This window comes from Psychroserpens sp. SPM9 (assembly GCF_025153525.1).
Taxonomy (GTDB): Bacteria; Bacteroidota; Bacteroidia; order Flavobacteriales; family Flavobacteriaceae; genus Psychroserpens.
The window spans coordinates 230,403-249,314 of the sequence record NZ_JANZNR010000003.1 but is presented as its reverse complement, the minus strand read 5'-3'; the positions used below and the strand labels follow the sequence as shown (position 1 = coordinate 249,314).

At 35.7% G+C, this 18,912-nt stretch carries 20 protein-coding genes; 11 read left to right on the top strand and 9 right to left on the bottom strand.

What is annotated here, in order from left to right:
- Positions 1-2: 2 nt before the first annotated feature.
- Complete coding sequence (locus N4270_RS07460; RefSeq protein ID WP_260096399.1) at positions 3-449, bottom strand: DinB family protein; 447 nt, start codon at positions 447-449, stop codon at positions 3-5.
- A 195-nt stretch (positions 450-644) separates the two neighbouring features.
- On the opposite strand from N4270_RS07460, the gene N4270_RS07455 reads away from it, so the two are divergent.
- Entirely contained in the window at positions 645-1,208 is a 564-nt protein-coding gene (locus N4270_RS07455; RefSeq protein WP_260096398.1) for a DUF1579 domain-containing protein, read from the top strand.
- Between the two features lie 118 nt (positions 1,209-1,326).
- Positions 1,327-2,532 (top strand): multidrug effflux MFS transporter, encoded by a 1,206-nt coding sequence (locus N4270_RS07450; protein WP_260096397.1) that lies wholly within the window; start codon positions 1,327-1,329, stop codon positions 2,530-2,532.
- 3 nt (positions 2,533-2,535) lie between these two features.
- Here N4270_RS07450 and N4270_RS07445 read toward each other — a convergent pair whose 3' ends face one another.
- The 5 genes from N4270_RS07445 to N4270_RS07425 all read right to left on the bottom strand — a co-directional run bounded on the left by N4270_RS07445 (position 2,536) and on the right by N4270_RS07425 (position 7,130).
- Positions 2,536-3,000: a phage tail protein gene (locus tag N4270_RS07445; RefSeq protein ID WP_260096396.1), complete on the bottom strand. Its 465-nt coding sequence runs from the start codon at positions 2,998-3,000 to the stop codon at positions 2,536-2,538.
- Positions 3,001-3,105: 105 nt separating this feature from the next.
- Positions 3,106-3,252 carry a hypothetical protein gene (locus N4270_RS07440; RefSeq protein WP_260096395.1) on the bottom strand — a complete coding sequence of 49 codons (147 nt, stop codon included), beginning with the start codon at positions 3,250-3,252 and terminating at the stop codon, positions 3,106-3,108.
- Positions 3,253-3,267: 15 nt separating this feature from the next.
- Positions 3,268-5,175, bottom strand: coding sequence for an acetate--CoA ligase (acs, locus tag N4270_RS07435; RefSeq protein ID WP_260096394.1), 1,908 nt, complete (start codon positions 5,173-5,175; stop codon positions 3,268-3,270).
- Positions 5,176-5,208: 33 nt separating this feature from the next.
- A complete protein-coding gene (locus tag N4270_RS07430; RefSeq protein WP_260096393.1) occupies positions 5,209-5,565 on the bottom strand; it encodes a DUF779 domain-containing protein in 357 nt (118 codons plus the stop codon).
- Positions 5,566-5,630: 65 nt separating this feature from the next.
- Positions 5,631-7,130 carry an aldehyde dehydrogenase family protein gene (locus N4270_RS07425; RefSeq protein ID WP_260096392.1) on the bottom strand — a complete coding sequence of 500 codons (1,500 nt, stop codon included), beginning with the start codon at positions 7,128-7,130 and terminating at the stop codon, positions 5,631-5,633.
- Positions 7,131-7,357: 227 nt separating this feature from the next.
- Here N4270_RS07425 and N4270_RS07420 point away from each other — a divergent pair, with 227 nt between their 5' ends.
- Entirely contained in the window at positions 7,358-8,281 is a 924-nt protein-coding gene (locus N4270_RS07420; RefSeq protein ID WP_260096391.1) for an AraC family transcriptional regulator, read from the top strand.
- Here N4270_RS07420 and N4270_RS07415 read toward each other — a convergent pair.
- Positions 8,271-9,650, bottom strand: coding sequence for a sodium:alanine symporter family protein (locus tag N4270_RS07415; protein WP_260096390.1), 1,380 nt, complete (start codon positions 9,648-9,650; stop codon positions 8,271-8,273). The two genes, N4270_RS07420 and N4270_RS07415, sit on opposite strands and share 11 nt — an antisense overlap.
- A gap of 91 nt (positions 9,651-9,741) precedes the next feature.
- Here N4270_RS07415 and N4270_RS07410 point away from each other — a divergent pair, with 91 nt between their 5' ends.
- Both N4270_RS07410 and N4270_RS07405 read left to right on the top strand, forming a co-directional pair.
- Complete coding sequence (locus N4270_RS07410) at positions 9,742-10,830, top strand: DUF1624 domain-containing protein (RefSeq protein ID WP_260096389.1); 1,089 nt, start codon at positions 9,742-9,744, stop codon at positions 10,828-10,830.
- Between the two features lies 1 nt (position 10,831).
- Positions 10,832-11,209: an ester cyclase gene (locus N4270_RS07405; protein ID WP_260096388.1), complete on the top strand. Its 378-nt coding sequence runs from the start codon at positions 10,832-10,834 to the stop codon at positions 11,207-11,209.
- A gap of 3 nt (positions 11,210-11,212) precedes the next feature.
- Here the strand turns inward: N4270_RS07405 and N4270_RS07400 are convergent, their stop codons facing one another.
- Positions 11,213-12,172: a phosphoribosylaminoimidazolesuccinocarboxamide synthase gene (locus tag N4270_RS07400; RefSeq protein WP_260096387.1), complete on the bottom strand. Its 960-nt coding sequence runs from the start codon at positions 12,170-12,172 to the stop codon at positions 11,213-11,215.
- 159 nt (positions 12,173-12,331) lie between these two features.
- Positions 12,332-13,285 carry a PhoH family protein gene (locus N4270_RS07395; protein ID WP_260096386.1) on the bottom strand — a complete coding sequence of 318 codons (954 nt, stop codon included), beginning with the start codon at positions 13,283-13,285 and terminating at the stop codon, positions 12,332-12,334.
- Between the two features lie 199 nt (positions 13,286-13,484).
- Between N4270_RS07395 and N4270_RS07390 the strand changes: the two genes are divergently transcribed.
- The 6 genes from N4270_RS07390 (at position 13,485) to dnaN (ending at position 18,880) form a co-directional block, all read left to right on the top strand.
- Positions 13,485-14,321, top strand: a complete 837-nt coding sequence (locus tag N4270_RS07390) for an S-adenosyl-l-methionine hydroxide adenosyltransferase family protein (RefSeq protein WP_260096385.1) — start codon at positions 13,485-13,487, stop codon at positions 14,319-14,321.
- 3 nt (positions 14,322-14,324) lie between these two features.
- Positions 14,325-14,621: a putative quinol monooxygenase gene (locus N4270_RS07385; protein WP_260096384.1), complete on the top strand. Its 297-nt coding sequence runs from the start codon at positions 14,325-14,327 to the stop codon at positions 14,619-14,621.
- A 120-nt stretch (positions 14,622-14,741) separates the two neighbouring features.
- Positions 14,742-15,470 carry a gliding motility-associated ABC transporter permease subunit GldF gene (gldF, locus tag N4270_RS07380; protein ID WP_260096383.1) on the top strand — a complete coding sequence of 243 codons (729 nt, stop codon included), beginning with the start codon at positions 14,742-14,744 and terminating at the stop codon, positions 15,468-15,470.
- Positions 15,471-15,616: 146 nt separating this feature from the next.
- On the top strand, positions 15,617-15,961 hold the full coding sequence (locus N4270_RS07375; RefSeq protein ID WP_260096382.1) for a hypothetical protein: 345 nt from the start codon (positions 15,617-15,619) through the stop codon (positions 15,959-15,961).
- Positions 15,948-17,621 (top strand): gliding motility-associated ABC transporter substrate-binding protein GldG, encoded by a 1,674-nt coding sequence (gene gldG, locus N4270_RS07370; protein ID WP_260096381.1) that lies wholly within the window; start codon positions 15,948-15,950, stop codon positions 17,619-17,621. Before N4270_RS07375 ends, gldG begins: the two co-directional genes overlap by 14 nt.
- A gap of 140 nt (positions 17,622-17,761) precedes the next feature.
- Entirely contained in the window at positions 17,762-18,880 is a 1,119-nt protein-coding gene (dnaN, locus tag N4270_RS07365; RefSeq protein ID WP_260096380.1) for a DNA polymerase III subunit beta, read from the top strand.
- Positions 18,881-18,912 lie beyond the last annotated feature (32 nt).

Genomic DNA, 18,912 nt, shown 5'->3' with positions numbered 1-18,912 from the left:
AGCTAAACATCTAATATACGTCTGTGATAATTTATTTGTCCGAGATGATACGCCAAATGCATCGTCAAATGCACCAGAAAGTATTCGGTTGTCATGGTATCTTCAAAAACACGACGTTTATATTCTGTTTGTAAATCGGCAGCTGTTAAATTTTTCAGCGTAGATTCAACCACTGCAATAGTGTCATCTACCTGTTTAATTAATTCTGCTCTTGGGACATGTTTTTGAGAAAACTCTAAATCCCGTTGTCTTATATAATCGGTATTACCAATGGTCGCACCTATAAAATGATTGAGGTTACCTACGAGATGCAGACATAAATTTCCGGCAGAATTGGTTATGGTTCCGGTAGAAATCCAAAGATGCTCTTCATTTTGATAGGCATTAATTTCTTGTTTTAACTTGTTTAAATCTCTTGTAAATAAAGTGATTAATGTCGTTGTTAGCATATTAATTTTTAGGTTTGGGCGTGATTCGAATTCGGCAAATTAAGTCGTTATAAAGTTAATCAATAATTATCAAGTTCGCATGTCAACTATACTTTGAGCGTCAAAAAACGCATATTAATATTTAAGATTTGAGCAGCGCTCCTGTTTTGCTTTAAAATTTGTATCTTTAATAGCATTAATTTTAATTCAATTAACATGAAAAAATTACTCTTATTAATAGCTATTGCAATGTTTTGTAGTTATGGGTTTTCTCAGACACAAGAACAGATGAAAGCGTGGCAAGACAATATGACTCCTGGAAAGTATCACAAATGGTTAGCCTCATTTGATGGTGATTGGACAGGTGATGTAAAAATGTGGATGGATCCTTCACAACCACCTCAAGCATCAAAGATGAGTACAACAAACACGATGATAATGAATGGGTTGTATCAAAAATCTACCCATGAAGGAATCATGATGGGCAGGCCCTTCAAAGGTCAGGGATTAATTGGTTACGACAACTCAAAAAAAATCTTCATCAGTACTTGGATAGATAATATGGGAAGCGGTATCATGATTATGGATGGCAACGTAGATAAAGACGGAAAAATTCTAACAACTACTGGAACCATGGATGATCCAATGACTGGTGAGACCATAAAAGTAAAACAAGTACTCACTTACATTACCGATGACAAACATCTATTTGAAATGTATATGACTGCTAATGGAGAAGAATTTAAAACGATGGAAATTACCTATACACGAAAAAAATAATACAATTGAACTTATTATAAAAGGGCTTCTGTTTTACAGGAGTTTTTTTATGCCCTTTTAAGAATACTTTATAACATGTAAGCCCATATTTTTTCAGGAATCGAATTACCTTTGCGGCATGCAAAACAAACCAACCTTCAAAATTGAATTTGTAGTCCTCATGGCATCGTTGATGTCGATAGTTGCACTTTCAATTGATGCGTTACTTCCCGCTTTACCAGAAATTGGACAGGATTTAAATGTGCTTAAAGCTAGTGATAATCAAAAGTTAATCACCATGATCTTTTTAGGTTTAGGTTTTGGACAGTTGATTTTTGGCCCTTTATCTGATAGCTTCGGAAGAAAACCTATGGTGTATTTCGGGTTTGCCATTTTTGTCATAGCCAGTATTGTTTGTGTGACTACCGATGATTTTAACGTGATGATTGCCGGACGTATTTTTCAAGGCATCGGGCTTTCCTCACCAAGAACCATAGCGATAGCCATGACACGTGATACCTATAGCGGTGATTTTATGGCGAAGATTTTATCGATCATTGTTATGTTTTTTATTTTGGTGCCTATTGTGGCACCAACTTTTGGGCAACTGCTCTTAGATTTTTTTGATTGGAAAGCCATCTTTAATGTCAATTTAATTATAGGACTTTTAATCGTGCTCTGGTTTTGGAAACGGCAACCCGAAACCTTAGAAGCTAAAAACCGTATAAAATTTTCACCTTCCATTTTTATTACAGGAACCGTTGAGTTTTTAAAACACAAAGAAGCGGTTGCCTTTACTCTGGTTTCTGGTTTTATTACTGGATCATTTATGGTCTATTTAAGTACATCGCAGCAAATCTTTCAGGAGCAATACCAACTAGGTGAACTATTTCCTTATATTTTTGCAAGCACGGCATTTTCAGTAGGGTTTGCGACGTTTACGAATAGCCGACTTGTGATTAGGTTTGGTTCATTTAACATTGCTTATGTTGCAACTATTGCCTATGTTGTAGTGTCTGTACTTTATGTTGTATTATTTCATACAGGAAACAATCCGAGTATACATGTTTTAGTAACCTTCTTCTTGTTACAGTTTTTTGCTGTTGGATTTCTCTTCGGAAATTTAAGATCATTAGCCATGGAGCCTTTAGGACATATTGCAGGTATTGGAGCAGCTATTAATGGTTTTGTCTCTACAGTTATGGCTGTACCAATTGCCAACTATATTGGAAGCTTTGTAAAAACTTCGGTATTACCATTATTTATCGGGTTCTCAATTTTTGGAGTGTTGTCTATGCTTGTCTTTTTATGGATGAAACGCAGACGCGAATTACTACACGCTTAACACCTACGAACCATTAGTAATAACGATTTGTTCATGCGCAATTTCTATAGTATCTACGGCAATTTCATTTCCATCAGATTTTAAATCGGTAGATGTAATTTTAGTAGGCCAAGCATTATGAAGCAGCCATTGCATGGTTACCTGACCAGTTTCATCAAGTAATTTGATAATAACTGTACGTCTTTTAATAGTATTTATAGAGATTTGTTTATGCCAATTCCAAAAGGTATTATCATTAACAAAAACACCTCCCTTCATTGTGACATTTCCATACTTTGCAAGTCCTGGCATCTTTTCAATAGAAAACAATTTACTGTTGCTGTTTCTATATTCTATGATTTGAGATTCTACATCCAACCCTGAGACTTCTTGAAATGCCACATTATTGAGTCCATCGCCTAAATCGACTTCAAATCTAAACTTTGGCATAGGCCATACAGCACTTTGAGCACTTCCATCTGTAGCCATACTATTTGACTTTATAATTTGTATAAATATCTAAATAAATTAACCGCCTGACAATAGGTAAATTTACCTGCTTTTCATTGTAGACATCACTACAATTGAGCAAGATTAAACATCTTTTGCCTTTTTTATAATCGCTTTTAAACGCTCTTTTCTGGTTTCCTTTTCAGCTTTGATTTTATTCTTTTTTTGAGCCATTAACTTAGAGTGTTTGGCTTTGTTCTTTCCGTTTTTTTGACCTTTTGGTTTTGGCATGCTTTTCTTTTAAGTCTATAATGCATTATCCATAATATCCTGAACGCATTCCGGATTTAAGAGTGTACTAATATCGCCTAAATTACTGGTGTCTTTTTCAGCAATTTTACGTAAAATACGTCGCATGATTTTACCACTTCTCGTTTTTGGCAAGCCTTCAGTAAACTGAATCTTATCAAGCTTAGCTATTGGTCCGATTCTATCCGCAATAAGTTGATTGATTTCTTTACGAAGATTATCATGATTTCTAGTTTCGCCTGCATCTTTTAAAGTCACATATCCATACAAGGCACTTCCTTTTACGTCATGAGGAAAACCAACAATAGCGCTTTCAGCAATAGCAGGATGCTCATTAATAGCATCTTCAATGGGAGCTGTTCCTAAATTATGTCCTGAGACAATAATGACATCATCTACACGACCTGTAATTCGGTAGTATCCAACTTCATCACGCAAAGCGCCATCACCTGTAAAATATTTGTTCTTATAGGTTGAAAAATAAGTATCTTTATAACGCTGATGATTACCCCAAATGGTACGTGCAATACTTGGCCAAGGGAATTTAATACATAAACGACCGTTGACCTGATTTCCTTTAAGCTCTTCGCCATCTTCATCCATTAAACAGGGCTGAATTCCAATAAAAGGTAAGGTCGCATAGGTAGGCTTTGTTGGTGTCACATACGGAATTGGTGTTATCATAATACCACCTGTTTCTGTCTGCCACCATGAATCGATAATCGGACTCTTATTTTTTCCAATGTTATCATTATACCAATGCCAAGCTTCTTCATTAATGGGTTCGCCTACACTTCCTAAGACTTTAAGCGATGATAAATCGTACTTTTCCACGAGTTCAACACCTTGTTTTGCCAAAGCTCTAATCGCTGTTGGCGCAGTGTAAAACTGATTGACTTTATGCTTTTCTACGATATCCCAAAAGCGTCCGAAATCCGGATAACTCGGTACTCCTTCAAACATCAACGTTGTAGCACCATTTGCTAGCGGTCCGTAAACAATATATGAGTGTCCGGTAATCCAGCCTATATCTGCAGTACACCAATAAACATCATCCTCTTTATACTGAAACGCATTTTTAAAAGTATATGCCGAATATACCATATAGCCAGCTGTGGTATGCACCATGCCTTTAGGTTTTCCCGTAGAACCAGAAGTATAGAGTATAAACAGTGGATCTTCAGCATCCATCACTTCGGCATTACATTGATCAGAAGCCGCATCTAACAAAGGCTGCAACCAATAATCACGACCTGATTTCATAGCAACTTCAGAGTTAATTCGCTTGGCGACTAAAACGGTTTGTACACCATCACATTGTTCTAAGGCTTCATCAACAATACCCTTTAAATCTATAGTTTTAGCACCACGATAAGAACCATCTGCCGTAATTACGACTTTACAATCGCAATCATTCATTCTAGTAGCCAATGCTGTTGAAGAAAAACCGGCAAACACCACAGAATGGATAGCGCCTATTCTCGCACAAGCCAATACAGAGATAGCCAATTCAGGAATCATAGGCACATAAATACAAACACGATCGCCTTTTTTGACTCCTTTTGCTTTTAACACATTGGCAAACTGGTTGACACGATGGTATAATTGTCTGTAAGAAATATGTTCTGCACCTTCCTTAGGATTATTAGGTTCGAAAAGAATAGCTGTTTTATCACCACGAGTAGCCAAATGTCTATCGATACAGTTTTCAGTGATATTGAGTTGTGCACCTTCAAACCATTTGATTTCAGGTTTAGAAAAATCCCAGTGTAATACCCGATTCCATTTTTTTCGCCAGAGGAAATGTTCTTCGGCAATTTCTTCCCAGAAATTTTGGGGTTCTCTTACCGATTTTCTATAGACCTGATAGTATTCTTCTAAATGTTTTATATGGTAATTACTCATTATATTCTATTTTTCATTAGCAAGTTAATGCAACTATTTTGAATTAAAAAATGCTTCTTCATCTTTAGTTAACAATCTGGAATGGATCAAAAATCGGAGTCCCAGAGGAATTTCTAACGAAAAACTAGCGCCACGACCTTCAGTAACATCAATCGTTAAATGTGTATGTTTCCAGTAATTGAATTGATCTTGATTCATATAAAAGGGCACGCCTTCTACATCGCCAAGATGCACATCACTTTCATCGAGATACATATCCTCTTTTTCAAAAATCATTGGAGCAGAACCATCGCAACAGCCGCCACTTTGATGAAAAATCAATGCACCATGTTTCGTTTTTAATTGCTTAACAATTTTACTCGCTTTTTCAGTTATTTCTACGCGTTTCATATCTATATATATTGAAAAGGCTGAACTACTAATAATTCAGCCTTTATCTGCTATTAATTCATGTCCTAAAAGAACCCTAATTTATTTTTATCATAAGAGATTAACATGTTTTTTGTTTGTCGGTAATGACTCATCATCATCACATGATTTTCTCGTCCGAAACCTGATTTTTTATAACCACCAAAAGGCGCATGTGCAGGATAAGCGTGATAGCAATTAACCCATACACGACCTGCTTTAATTGCTCTCGGAATTTGATATAGTTGGTGCGCATCACGTGTCCATACACCAGCACCTAAACCATAAAGCGTATCGTTTGCTATTTCTAAAGCTTCGGCTTCATCTTTAAATTTGGTCACACAGGCTACAGGACCAAAAATTTCTTCCTGAAACACACGCATTTTATTGTGACCTTCTAATAAGGTGGGTTTGATGTAAAAACCGTTGGCTAAATCCCCTTCCAATCGATTAGCTTCACCACCAGTTAGTACTTTCGCACCTTCGTCTTTACCAATTTTGAAATAGGACTGGATTTTTTCATATTGATCGTTTGAAGCCTGAGCACCAACCATCGTATTCACATCGTAAGGATTATCCTGGACAATCGCTTCCGTTCGGGCAATCACACGTTCCATAAATTGGTCGTAAATATCTTCTTGTACTAGGATTCTTGACGGACACGTACAGACTTCACCTTGATTAAACGCAAAAAGTACTGCACCTTCGATGGCTTTATCTAAAAAGGCATCATCTTCATCCATTACAGAATTAAAGAAAATATTTGGTGATTTTCCGCCTAATTCCATCGTTACCGGATTAAGATTTTTAGACGCATATTGCATAATTAATTGTCCGGTAGTCGTCTCACCAGTAAAGGCAACTTTATCTACTTTTGAACTGGAAGCTAAAGGTTTTCCTGCTTCTGGTCCGAAGCCATGAATAATATTAATCACACCTGGAGGAAAGACATCTGCAATTTTTTCCATGAGTAAAGTAGCTGATGAAGGTGTTTGTTCCGCAGGTTTTAACACCACGCAATTTCCTGTTGCTAGTGCTGGAGGTAATTTCCAGGAGAGCATGAGTAAGGGGAAATTCCACGGAATGATTTGTCCAACCACACCTAATGGCTCCTTAATATTCATAGATAAAGTGTTTTGATCGAGTTCGGTAGCGCTTCCTTCTTCAGCTCTAATACAAGCTGCAAAATAGCGCCAATGATCAACACATAGCGGAATATCAGCGTTAAGCGTTTCACGAATAGGTTTACCGTTGTCACAGGTTTCCACTAAAGCAAATTCTTCCAGATTGTCTTCAATAATATCGGCGACTTTATTTAATAAGGTAGCGCGCAGGGTAGCAGACGTATTTCCCCATGCTTCTTTTGCGGCATTAGCGGCATCCACAGCCGCCTCAACATCTTCTTTTTGAGACCTTGGGTATTTGGCAATTAAACTATTGTCGATAGGTGACTTATTTTCAAAATACTGACCTCCAATAGGCGCAACAAATTGTCCGTTAATAAAATTGGAATAAGTCTCTTTAAATTGTGGTTTTGAATAACTCATATGCTAATTATTTTTAATGATTATATTTATATTCACCACGAAATCAAACATTAAAAGCAAAAATCAGAATCTGTTAAATTCCTATTTTTTTATGCTTTATTTTATGGTATAAATAATTTTCATAAAGATATTTTATCAAATTCCAAATCAATTGAACATATTTATCATAATCTTGAACATATCTATTATATCTTATAGTTAGGCTATTTTTTTTTGTAATATTGTATATGAGTCATTTATTAAAGCATCATAAAAGTCATAGAAAACTGTCAACTTTAGTTGAGAACAGAACGACTTATAGTGCAGAATATGCCGAACTCAACATTTACGAAACCCATACATTTGCTGAACAAGTCTCTTTAATATTTGACTTTCCTGTAATAGCCAGTATGCTTACAGGAAAAAAGGTGATGCATATTGATGGGATACCTTCGTTTGATTTTTTTCCAGGTGAATCGGTAGTAATGCCTACTCAAAAAGAAATGGTTATCGATTTTCCTTTAGCTACGGAAAATGCTCCCACTCAATGTTTAGCATTGGGTATTGACACCAATAAAATAAATGAAGTTGTAGAAAAATTTAATCATCAGGTTGCTATTGAACGTGAAAACAATACCTGGAAGCTCGATGAAACAGCATCCCATCTAATTAATAATGAAGCTGTAAATCATCTTGTCGAACGTCTAACTCATACGTTTACTACTAATGAAAATACGTCTAAAGATGTCTTGTTGGATCTAATGATACAAGAGCTGGTTGTAAGATTATTACAAACTAAAGCAAAGTCGTTAATATTAACCGATCAAGATCAGGTTTTTAATGATACCAGAATAGGAACAGTTATAAAGTTTATTAAAGACAACCTTACCAATAAAGACATTACAGTAGATCAATTAGCTAAAAAGGCGTATATGAGTACCTCTCATTTTCATAAGCAGTTTAAAAACACCTTGGGCATTTCCCCTATTGATTATATCAATTCTGAAAAAATTAAATTTTCAAAAAAGCTCATAAAAGAGTCTAAAGATTTCAGGATGTCTGAAATTGCCTTTAAATCTGGGTTTAATAATACGAGTTATTTCAATCGTCAGTTTAAAAAAATGGAACTGATGACACCACAACAGTTTAAAAACTCCATCACTAAAGTTTAGTCGACTTCAAACGCTTTCTATAAGCTTTTATTTCTTTTACAACTCTTGGAGCCATTAAGATGGTTGCTAGCATTGTAGGAATTGCCATAAACGCAAAAATACCGTCAATAAAATTAATCATGGTACTAAAGGGTGTCGTCGCTGCAAGAATAATACTTAAAATGTAAAGGTAGTTGTAATAGTGTTTTCGTTTGGCTCCAATAAGAAACGACATACATTTTGTGCCGTAATAAGCATACGAAAACAACGACGAAATACTAAAAATGAACACACATATCATCAATAGGTATTGTCCAAATCCTGGCATAGCATCTTGAAACGCTGAAGCCGTTAAGGTCACACCATTATTTGATGTAGTTTCCCAAACACCAGTCACCAAAATAGCTAAAGCTGTTAGCGTACAAACGATTAGTGTATCAATCACAGGGCCTAACATAGCGACCAGACCTTCACGAACTGGTTCGTCAGTTTTTGCTGCACCATGAGCCATTGGCGCAGTTCCAATTCCGGCTTCATTTGAAAAAGCACCTCGCTTAATACCTAATAAAATTAAAGCACCTAACATGCCACCAAAAACAGCATCGCCTTTAATAAAGTTAGCTTCAAAAGCATCAGTAAAAATTAGAGCTATATATTTAGGAACATCTGCGTAATTAATACCGAGAATAATAAGCACCAATACAAAATACAAAATCACCATCGAAGGCACCATTTTAGACGCAATGGTACTAATTCGTTTGAGTCCGCCAAGAATTACCACAGTCGTTAAAATCACTAAAACAGCAGCAATAATCAGGTTAGTATTAAGACTGACTTCAATGCCGTTGGGTATTAAAATTATATCATTTACAGCTTGTTTTAATTGATTGACATTAACAACAGGTAAAGCGCCTAACATGCCAAATACCGAAAACATCACTGCTAAAAACTTCCAGTTTTTCCCGAGTCCTTCCGTGATAAAATACATTGGTCCGCCTTGTAAGTCACCATTCGTATCTTTTCCGCGGTACATAATCGCTAAAGTTGAGGTGAAAAATTTGGTGCTCATACCTACAATAGCACTTATCCACATCCAGAACATGGCACCAGGACCTCCAACAGAAATTGCCAAAGCGACACCTGCTATATTCCCCATGCCAATGGTTGATGACAAGGCTGTTGTCAAGGCTTTAAAATGGCTGATTTCCCCTGGATCGTTTGGGTCATCATATTTACCACGAAGCACTTGAATCGCATGACCAAAAAGCCGAAATGGCAAAAACCTTGACGCCACCAGTAAATAAAGTCCGCCACCAATAAGTAAAACCAGTAATGGAATTCCCCAAGCGAGTGAAGAAAATTTTTCAGAAATAGCATTTAGTTGTTCCATTGGCACTTTTTAAATTGGACTTCTAAGATATTACTTTCGATTTAGTACACCTTAAAAATTAAAGTTATCTTTAAATTTTAAAACTCTTTTTTTGAAAACCAACCGACTCTTTTTTATTGATGCTGTGCGTGCCTTCGCGATCTTAATGATGCTTCAAGGCCATTTTATCGACACACTCCTCGACCCTATTTACAGAGACAAATCCAATATGATTTTTCAAATATGGTCTTACTTTAGAGGGATCACTGCTCCTACTTTTTTTGCCATTTCCGGATTGGTATTTCTATATTTACTCTTAAGAGCAAAAGCTAAAGGCGATGACCAACCACGTATTAAAAAAGGATTATATCGCGGTTTACTATTAATAGGAATTGGCTATGCATTACGTGTCGATATTTTTGGATGGTTACGCGGTGATTTTAATACTTACATTTTTGTTATTGATGTCTTGCAATGCATAGGTTTGTCATTGATATTATTAATTGGATGCTATGTTTTGCTTCGGAAACACCTCCAACTTCTATCATTATTACTACTGGTATTAGGATGTCTATGCTTTTTAACAGAACCACTGTACCGAACATTAGACCTGCATCATATCCCGAAGTTTTTTGCCAATTATATGACTAAAGCGAACGGTTCTGTTTTTACGATTTTACCTTGGTTTGGATTTACTGCTTTTGGCGGATTTCTCGCTACGGTTTTCTTTTCCCATGCTCATAAAAATAAGTTCCGGTTAATTACGGTTTTGTCTTTTTTTATTAGCGGCATCTTACTTATTGAATGTTCGTCGTGGTTCTTGATGAAGTTGTATTACTGGACCGACATCGCATTATTTAAATCTTCGGCTTACTATAATTATCTCTTTACACGCTTCGGAAATGTACTGTTGCTGTTTGGCGTATTTTATGCCGCTGAGCCTTTTTTAAAAGGATCTCTCATTGGAAAAATCGGACAAAAAACACTATCGATTTATGTGATTCATTTCATTATTATTTTTGGGAGTTTTACGGGACTCGGACTCAAACATTTCTTTGCAAAATCACTGAATCCAACAGAAGCGATACTAGGTGCCATAGCATTTATGATTGTGGTTTGCTTAATAGCATTCCACTATGTAAAAACCAATGCGTTTATTTATAAAAATGTAAGAAAGTTAATTCGGAAAATTAAAAACTAATATGAATTTAGAAGACCACAAAACTAAGGCCATTGCGTTTTATAAAATGGCGTATGAAGGGAACCCAACAAAAGCTGTGGAAATGTACGTAGGTAATGAATATATACAGCACAATCCAGAGGTTGCTGATGGTACAGAAGGTTTTATTGCCTATTTTGAACGTATGCAAAATGAATATCCCGATAAATCTATTGAATTTGTACGTTGTATTGCTGAAGACGATTTAGTCGCTTTACATACACATCAAATATGGCCAGGAAACGACCAGTATATCACAATGGATTTTTTCAGATTTGATAATAACGGAAAAATTTGCGAGCATTGGGATAGCATTCAGCAAATTCCTAAAAAGACTAAGAATCCCAATACAATGTATTAATGCTTATTTATCTAAATATGCTAAAACATTTTTTTCAATTCTGTTTTGAATATCAGACACATCAGCCTTTACAAACGATTCTCCCATAATATTCTCGTAAAGTTCGATATATCGCTCACTAACTGTTTCAATATAGGCATCACTCATCTCTGGAACTGTTTGCCCTTCGAGACCTTGAAAATTATTAGAAATGAGCCATTGGCGTACAAACTCTTTAGACAATTGCTTTTGTGGTTCGTTGTTATTCTGACGCTCCTGATAGCCATCTGCATAGAAGTATCGTGATGAATCTGGTGTATGAATTTCATCAATCAACACAATTTTACCGTCTTTAGTTTTTCCAAATTCGTATTTCGTATCCACTAAAATTAAACCTCTGGAGGCTGCAATCTCAGTACCACGTTGAAAGAGCTTACGTGTATAATCTTCGAGAATAATATAATCCTCTTCGGAAACAATCCCACGTTTTAAGATGTCCTCACGAGAAATATCTTCGTCGTGGTCACCCATTTCGGCTTTGGTCGCAGGTGTGATAATCGGTTCTGGGAATTTATCATTTTCTTTCATTCCTTCTGGCATAGCGACGCCACAAAGTACTCGACGTCCCGCTTTATATTCACGTGCTGCATGCCCAGACATATAGCCACGAATGACCATTTCAACTTTAAACGGTTCGCAGAGATGCCCAACCGCCACATTAGGATCTGGTGTTGCTGTTAACCAGTTAGGTACCAAATCTTCGGTAGCCTTCATCATGCTGGTTGCAATTTGATTTAGGATTTGTCCTTTATACGGAATCCCTTTAGGCATCACCACATCAAAAGCAGATAAGCGATCGGTTGCAATCATGACCAGCTCTTCGTCATTGATATTATAAACTTCTCTTACTTTTCCTTTGTAGACGCTTTTTTGCTTCGGAAAATTAAAATTGGATTGCGTTATGGTATGGTTCTGATTTGCCACGAATAAATAATTTGTTGTGTTGTTATCTAAATCCTAGTCCAGATTACTTCAGTTCACATTTACATCTATTGGTCTTCAGTGAATGCTTCTCATTTGAGGCATTTGTTGAAACTCCTTGCAGATTGCGACTGCCGAAAGCTGGAATAGCTCCTAAAAAAATTAATCTCTGTTTTCTATACTTTTATAGGCCTCAATCACCTTTTTCACCAATTTATGGCGAATCACATCTTTGTCGTCTAAATAAATCATGCCAATGCCTTCAACATTTTTAAGCACGAGTAAGGCTTCTTTTAATCCCGAAATGGTACGACGCGGTAAATCGACTTGACCAGGATCACCTGTAAGCAAAAACTTAGCATTTTTCCCCATACGTGTCAGGAACATTTTCATTTGCGCATGGGTCGTGTTTTGACCTTCATCTAAAATCACAAAGGCATTATCCAAAGTTCGCCCACGCATAAAAGCCAGAGGCGCAATTTGAATGGTTCCGTTTTCTATAAAATGTGCCAATTTTTCAGCTGGAATCATATCGCGAAGTGCATCGTAAAGCGGTTGCATATACGGATCGAGCTTTTCTTTTAAGTCGCCCGGAAGAAAGCCTAAATTCTCTCCAGCTTCAACAGCTGGACGAGTTAAAATAATACGCTTTACCTCTTTGGCTTTTAAGGCTCTTACAGCCAAAGCAACTCCAGTATAGGTTTTACCTGTTCCAGCAGGACCAATGGCAAATACCATATCATTTTTTCGCATGCTCTCCACCAATTTGCGCTGGTTGACCGTTTGGGCTTTTATAATTTTTCCATTGACGCCATGAACGATGGTTTCTCCGCTTTGCTCAGAGGTGGTGTAGTCGTCGCTACTCTGACTCGTAAGAACGCGTTCTATAACATTTTCATCTATTTTATTATACGTCCCAAAATGCGTCATGAGCATGTTCATTCGCCGATCAAATTCTTCGAGTAAATCTTCATCGCCATAAGCTTTAATTTTATTACCTCTGGCAACAATTTTAAGTTTTGGAAAGTATTTTTTTAGCAGTACAATATTGGCATTTTGAGCTCCGAAAAATTCTTTGGGAGTAATTTCTTCTAGTTCTAAAATAAGTTCGTTCAAAAGCGACTGGAATTATAAATTAATCTGTTTTGTTTTATTAGCTTTGTGATGAGACAAAATGAGGCTCATTCAAATCAAAAATAATTAAACTATTTTATTCTTAAGGTTTCCATAAGGTTAAAATATGATTAGTTTTTAACAGTTTTGTTTGAGGTTTTAAAAAGGCACAAATCAACTATAAAATTCTTTTGCTTAGCGCATGGCAATCATCACATTAACAACCGATTTTGGAGAAAAAGACCACTTTGCTGGTGCCATTAAAGGTGCTATTTATAGTGAATTACCTGATGTGAGAATTGTTGATATCTCACATTCTGTAGCTCCGTTTAACGTACCTGAAGCGGCTTATATCATTCAGAATGCTTATAGTAGCTTTCCAAAGGGAACCATTCATATGATTGGGATTGATTCTGAACTCAATCCAGAAAACAAACACATCGCAGTACAATTAGACGATCATTATTTTATTTGTGCCAATAACGGCATCATGAGTATGATTTGCTCTGAAATTGCGCCACAAAAAATTGTTGAAATAAATATTCACGATCGCATCGCCACCAGTTTTCCTGTGCTTGATGTTTTTGTAAATGTGGCTTGTCATATTGCTCGTGGTGGAACTCTAGAAGTTATAGGAAAAGTGATTAACACGATTAAACCGATTAAATATCTGATTCCTTTTGTAAACGACGAAAAAAATCAAATTATTGGAAGTGTTATTTATATTGATAACTATGGCAATGTGATTACCAATATCAAACGTCAATTTTTTGAAGGTGTACAAAAGACACGAGATTATGAAATTTCGGCGCGAAGTTATAAGTTTAAAACAATCTATGATAAATATAGTGATGCTATCAATTTTGATATTCCTGAAGAGAAACGTTATGATGAAGGCAAAGGATTAGTTGTATTTAACTCTTCGGGCTATTTAGAAATTGCGGTTTACAAAAGTGATAATGCGACTGTGGGCAGTGCGTCTACGTTAATGGGATTAAAGGTGATGGATACAGTAACTATTAATTTTTCAAAAACCTAGAATATGATTGTCCGTATCGTTAAGTTAAGTTTGGAGCCGTCAAGAATTAAAGAGTTTTTGAATAATTTTGAGCATCAAAAAGAAAAAATTAGAGCCTTTAATGGTTGTGAATTTCTAGAGCTTTATCGCGATAAGCACAATACAAACTTATTTTTTACGTATAGTTATTGGCAGAGTGAAACCGATTTAGATCTATATAGGCATTCTGATTTATTTAAAGGTATTTGGGCTAAAACAAAACCCATGTTTAATGCAAAACCTGAAGCTTGGAGTGTCGATAAACTGGCTTCACTAAATTGAATAGAGAATTAATGACTAATGTTGTTCAAAAATCTTTTAACTTTGAAAATGTATAATATCCTCATCCGTTTAACTTTCTGAACACACTGAGGAACCTCTTTAATCTTTTAACTAAAATTAATGCTAGCTATTCTTAAAAAAGAAATCAACACCTTTTTCGCCTCACCTATTGGTTACCTGGTGATTGCTGTATTTTTATTACTCAATGGTTTGTTTCTTTGGCTATTTAAAGGTGAGTTTAATATTCTTGATAATGGCTTTGCCGATTTATCCGCCTTTTTTTTATTGGCGCCATGGATTCTTATTTTCTTAGTTCCAGCAGTGACAATGCGAAGTTTTGCCGATGAAAAGAAACAAGGCACACTCGAACTTTTACTCACAAAACCGATTAGTCACCTACATATCGTTTTAGGTAAATATTTTGGTGCCCTAGTTCTTATTGTTATTGCACTTATTCCTACGCTTTTATATGTATATACCCTATCAAAACTAGGAAACCCTGAAGGTAATTTAGATACTGGAAGTATTATGGGGTCGTATTTCGGACTCTTATTTCTTGTGGCTGCTTATACTGCTATTGGTGTTTTTGCATCGAGTCTTTCCGATAATCAAATTGTCGCTTTTATTATTGCCGTTTTTATATGTTTCTTTTTTTATTTCGGATTTGAAGGCTTATCCAATTACAATCTATTTGGAGATGCTTTCTATATTGAAAAGTTAGGCATGGAAGCTCATTTTAAAAGTATGAGTCGTGGTGTTTTAGATACCAGAGATATTATTTACTTTTTAAGTCTGACAGCCTTGTTTATTATATTGACCAAATTAAACATTAAACGCGCCAACAAATGATTATCACCATACCGTTGATTATAATAATGTGCTTGGTTTTTGTCCTAGTGTTTTTGTTCGTCAAAACTATAGACCGACGCAAATGGCTTACCTTATTAGTCAGTTTAGCATTAACGCCGTTGGTTTATTTTTATGCGGTTTACCCTATGATTAATATTTTTAGTAATTACCATCACCAAAAGTATTTTTCTTCAGAGTTGTGGAAAGAAAAACCGTCATTACGCTATGAATTAGCTGATGATATGCTGGATTCTGAAATTTTAATAGGCATGACAAAACACGATGTAGAAGTCCAATTGGGCACCTACGAATGGTTATCCTGGGATGATGAAAAAAAAGCGCATGATCACAACCGATGGAATTATAGTTTAGGAATTGAGCCTGGAGCCTTTAATACCGAAAAAGAATGTATTGAAATTGTTTTTAAAAACGATAACGTTGTAAGTATAACACCTTATAAAGAAGCCATAAAATTTGATGCTGAAGACTAAAAAAAATATCATTACCATAGTAATTACTTTAGTAGCTATCGTTGCTATTAACCTTATTTCTAATCAGGTATTCAAGCGTTTTGATTTAACTCAAGACAAACGATACACACTCTCAAATGAGGCTTTGCAGACTGTTGAAGACATTGATTCTCCATTGATTATTGATGTGTTTTTAGAAGGTGAATTTCCTACTGAATTTAGACGGTTACGCGATGAAACTCAGCAACTTTTAGAAGAATTTTCAGTTTCAAACCGTCAGGTGAAATTTGGTTTTATCAATCCCTTAGCCGATGAAAAAAACAGAGACCAAACACTTCAGCAACTGGTACAACGTGGATTACAGCCATTTCAGATTAATATTCAGGAAAACGGAAAAGCATCACAAGAACTTATCATTCCGTGGGCATTAGCAAGTTATAATGAGCAAACGGTAATTATTCCGCTTATAAAAAACAAAATTGGCGCTACCGATCAAGAATTAGTCAACGGATCTATTCAAAATTTGGAATATGCTTTCGCTGAAGCTTTTAAAAAGTTGATAAATCCAAAAGAGAAAAAAATTGCAGTGTTACGTGGTAACGGACAATTACGTGATGTGTATGTTGCCGACTTGCTGAAAAAACTAGGTGAGCATTATTACTTAGCGCCTTTTACCTTAGATAGTGTTGCAAAAAGTCCAGAGAAAACTTTACAAGATATTAAGAATTATGATTTGGTGATTTCTGCAAAACCAAGTGAGGCCTTTTCCGAAAAAGAAAAATATGTGCTCGATCAATTCACTATGAATGGCGGTAAAAGTCTGTGGCTTACCGAAAGTATTATCATGGACAGAGATAGTTTAATGAATGATTCTGGGAAAGGTATTGCGGTAATTAATGACCTTAATCTTAATGATTTCTTTTTCAAATATGGCGTAAGAATTAACCCCGTTATTGTTAACGACCTCTACTCGGCGCCAATCGTTTTATCTATGGGAGAAGGCAGTAATGCTCAACTTCAAAGGTTACAGTGGCCATATTCTCCACTAGCTGCCAGCAACCCAAATCATCCTATCACCACCAACCTTGATCCTGTAAAATTTGATTTTGCCAGCCAGATTGATACACTCAAAAATGAAGTCGACAAAACCATTTTATTACGAAGTTCACAGCTTACAAAATTAGAAGGTATTCCTAAAGAAATAAGTTTAGAGATTGTCACCCAAGAACCCAATCCCGAAACCTACAAAACGCCTCATCAAAGCTTAGCCGTTTTACTTGAAGGTACATTTACTTCGGTTTATGATAAGCGGATTAAACCTTTTAAAATAAGCGATGATAAAACCCAAAGTGTACCAACAAAAATGATTGTGATTGCCGATGGTGATGTGATAAAAAATGAAGTGATTAGAAATCAACCTCAAGAATTAGGTTTTGAATTTTTAACCAAGCGTAAATTTGGAAATAAAGAGTTTCTGGAAAATGCGGTGAACTACTTGTTGAATGATGACGGACTTATAAACATTCGAACAAAAGAGGTGAAACTGGCGTTTTTAGATTCAGAAAAAATAGAAGCTCAAAAATCGAAATGGCAAATTATTAATATTGCAGTACCACTTGTAATACTCGGTCTTTTTGGTATCGCATTTGGCTATTTAAGACGAAAGCGCTACACAAAATAGTACTGAAACCTTATAAAAAAGCGGCTTCTTTTCATAAGAATAAATGTTAATAAGTTTGTTTTATAAAACAATCCCTTTAAGATATATTTGTAGGACGCAATTTGGTGCGTCTCGTTTATAAAAACCAATTAAGAATAGAGATGAAATTTATAGTATCCAGTACATATTTACTTAAACAATTACAAGTGTTAGGTGGTGTAATCAACAGTTCAAACACCTTGCCTATTTTAGATAATTTCTTATTCGAGTTAAAAGACTCTAAGTTAACTGTTTCGGCAAGTGATCTAGAAACTACCATGTCTTCAACCCTAGATGTTGAAAGTGATAACGATGGGAGTATCGCTTTACCTGCACGTTTATTATTAGATACATTAAAGACATTCCCAGAGCAACCTTTAACTTTTGTTGTTGAAGAAAATAACACTGTAGAAATTAGCTCTAATCATGGTAAATATGCCTTAGCGTATGCTGATGGTGCAGAATTTCCTAGTGCTGTAGAATTAGATAATCCAAGTACAACTACAATTGCTGGCGATATTTTAGCAACAGCGATTAGCAAAACGATTTTTGCTGCTGGAAACGATGATTTACGTCCGGTAATGAGTGGTGTATTTTTTCAGTTTTCGACACAAGGTTTAACTTTTGTAGCAACTGATGCTCACAAATTGGTAAAATATACTCGTGAAGACGTAAAAGCCGATCAGGTGGCAGAATTTATTATGCCAAAGAAACCTTTAAATTTATTAAAAGGAATTTTAGCTGCTAATGATGATGCTGTAACCATAGAATACAATGATTCTAATGCTAAGTTTACTTTTGAAAACTCTGTATTAATATGTCGCTTAATCGACGGAAAATATCCTAATTACGAGGCTGTTATTCCGAAAGAAAATCCGAATAAATTAAATATTGACAGAACACAGTTTTTAAATTCTGTGCGTCGTGTGAGTATCTTTTCAAATAAGACCACACATCAGATTCGTTTAAAAATTGCGGGTGCCGAATTAAATATTTCTGCGGAAGACATCGACTATTCTAATAAAGCTGAAGAGCGTTTAACTTGTGATTACCAAGGCGACGATATGCAAATTGGATTTAACTCTCGTTTTTTAACTGAAATGTTAAACAATCTAAATGCCGATCAGGTACAATTAGAAATGAGCTTGCCAAACAGAGCCGGAATCTTAACTCCAATTGATGGTTTAGATGAAGGTGAACACGTGACCATGCTTGTGATGCCTGTAATGTTAAACAACTAACAGAAAACCTCCTACATAATAATCATAAAAAA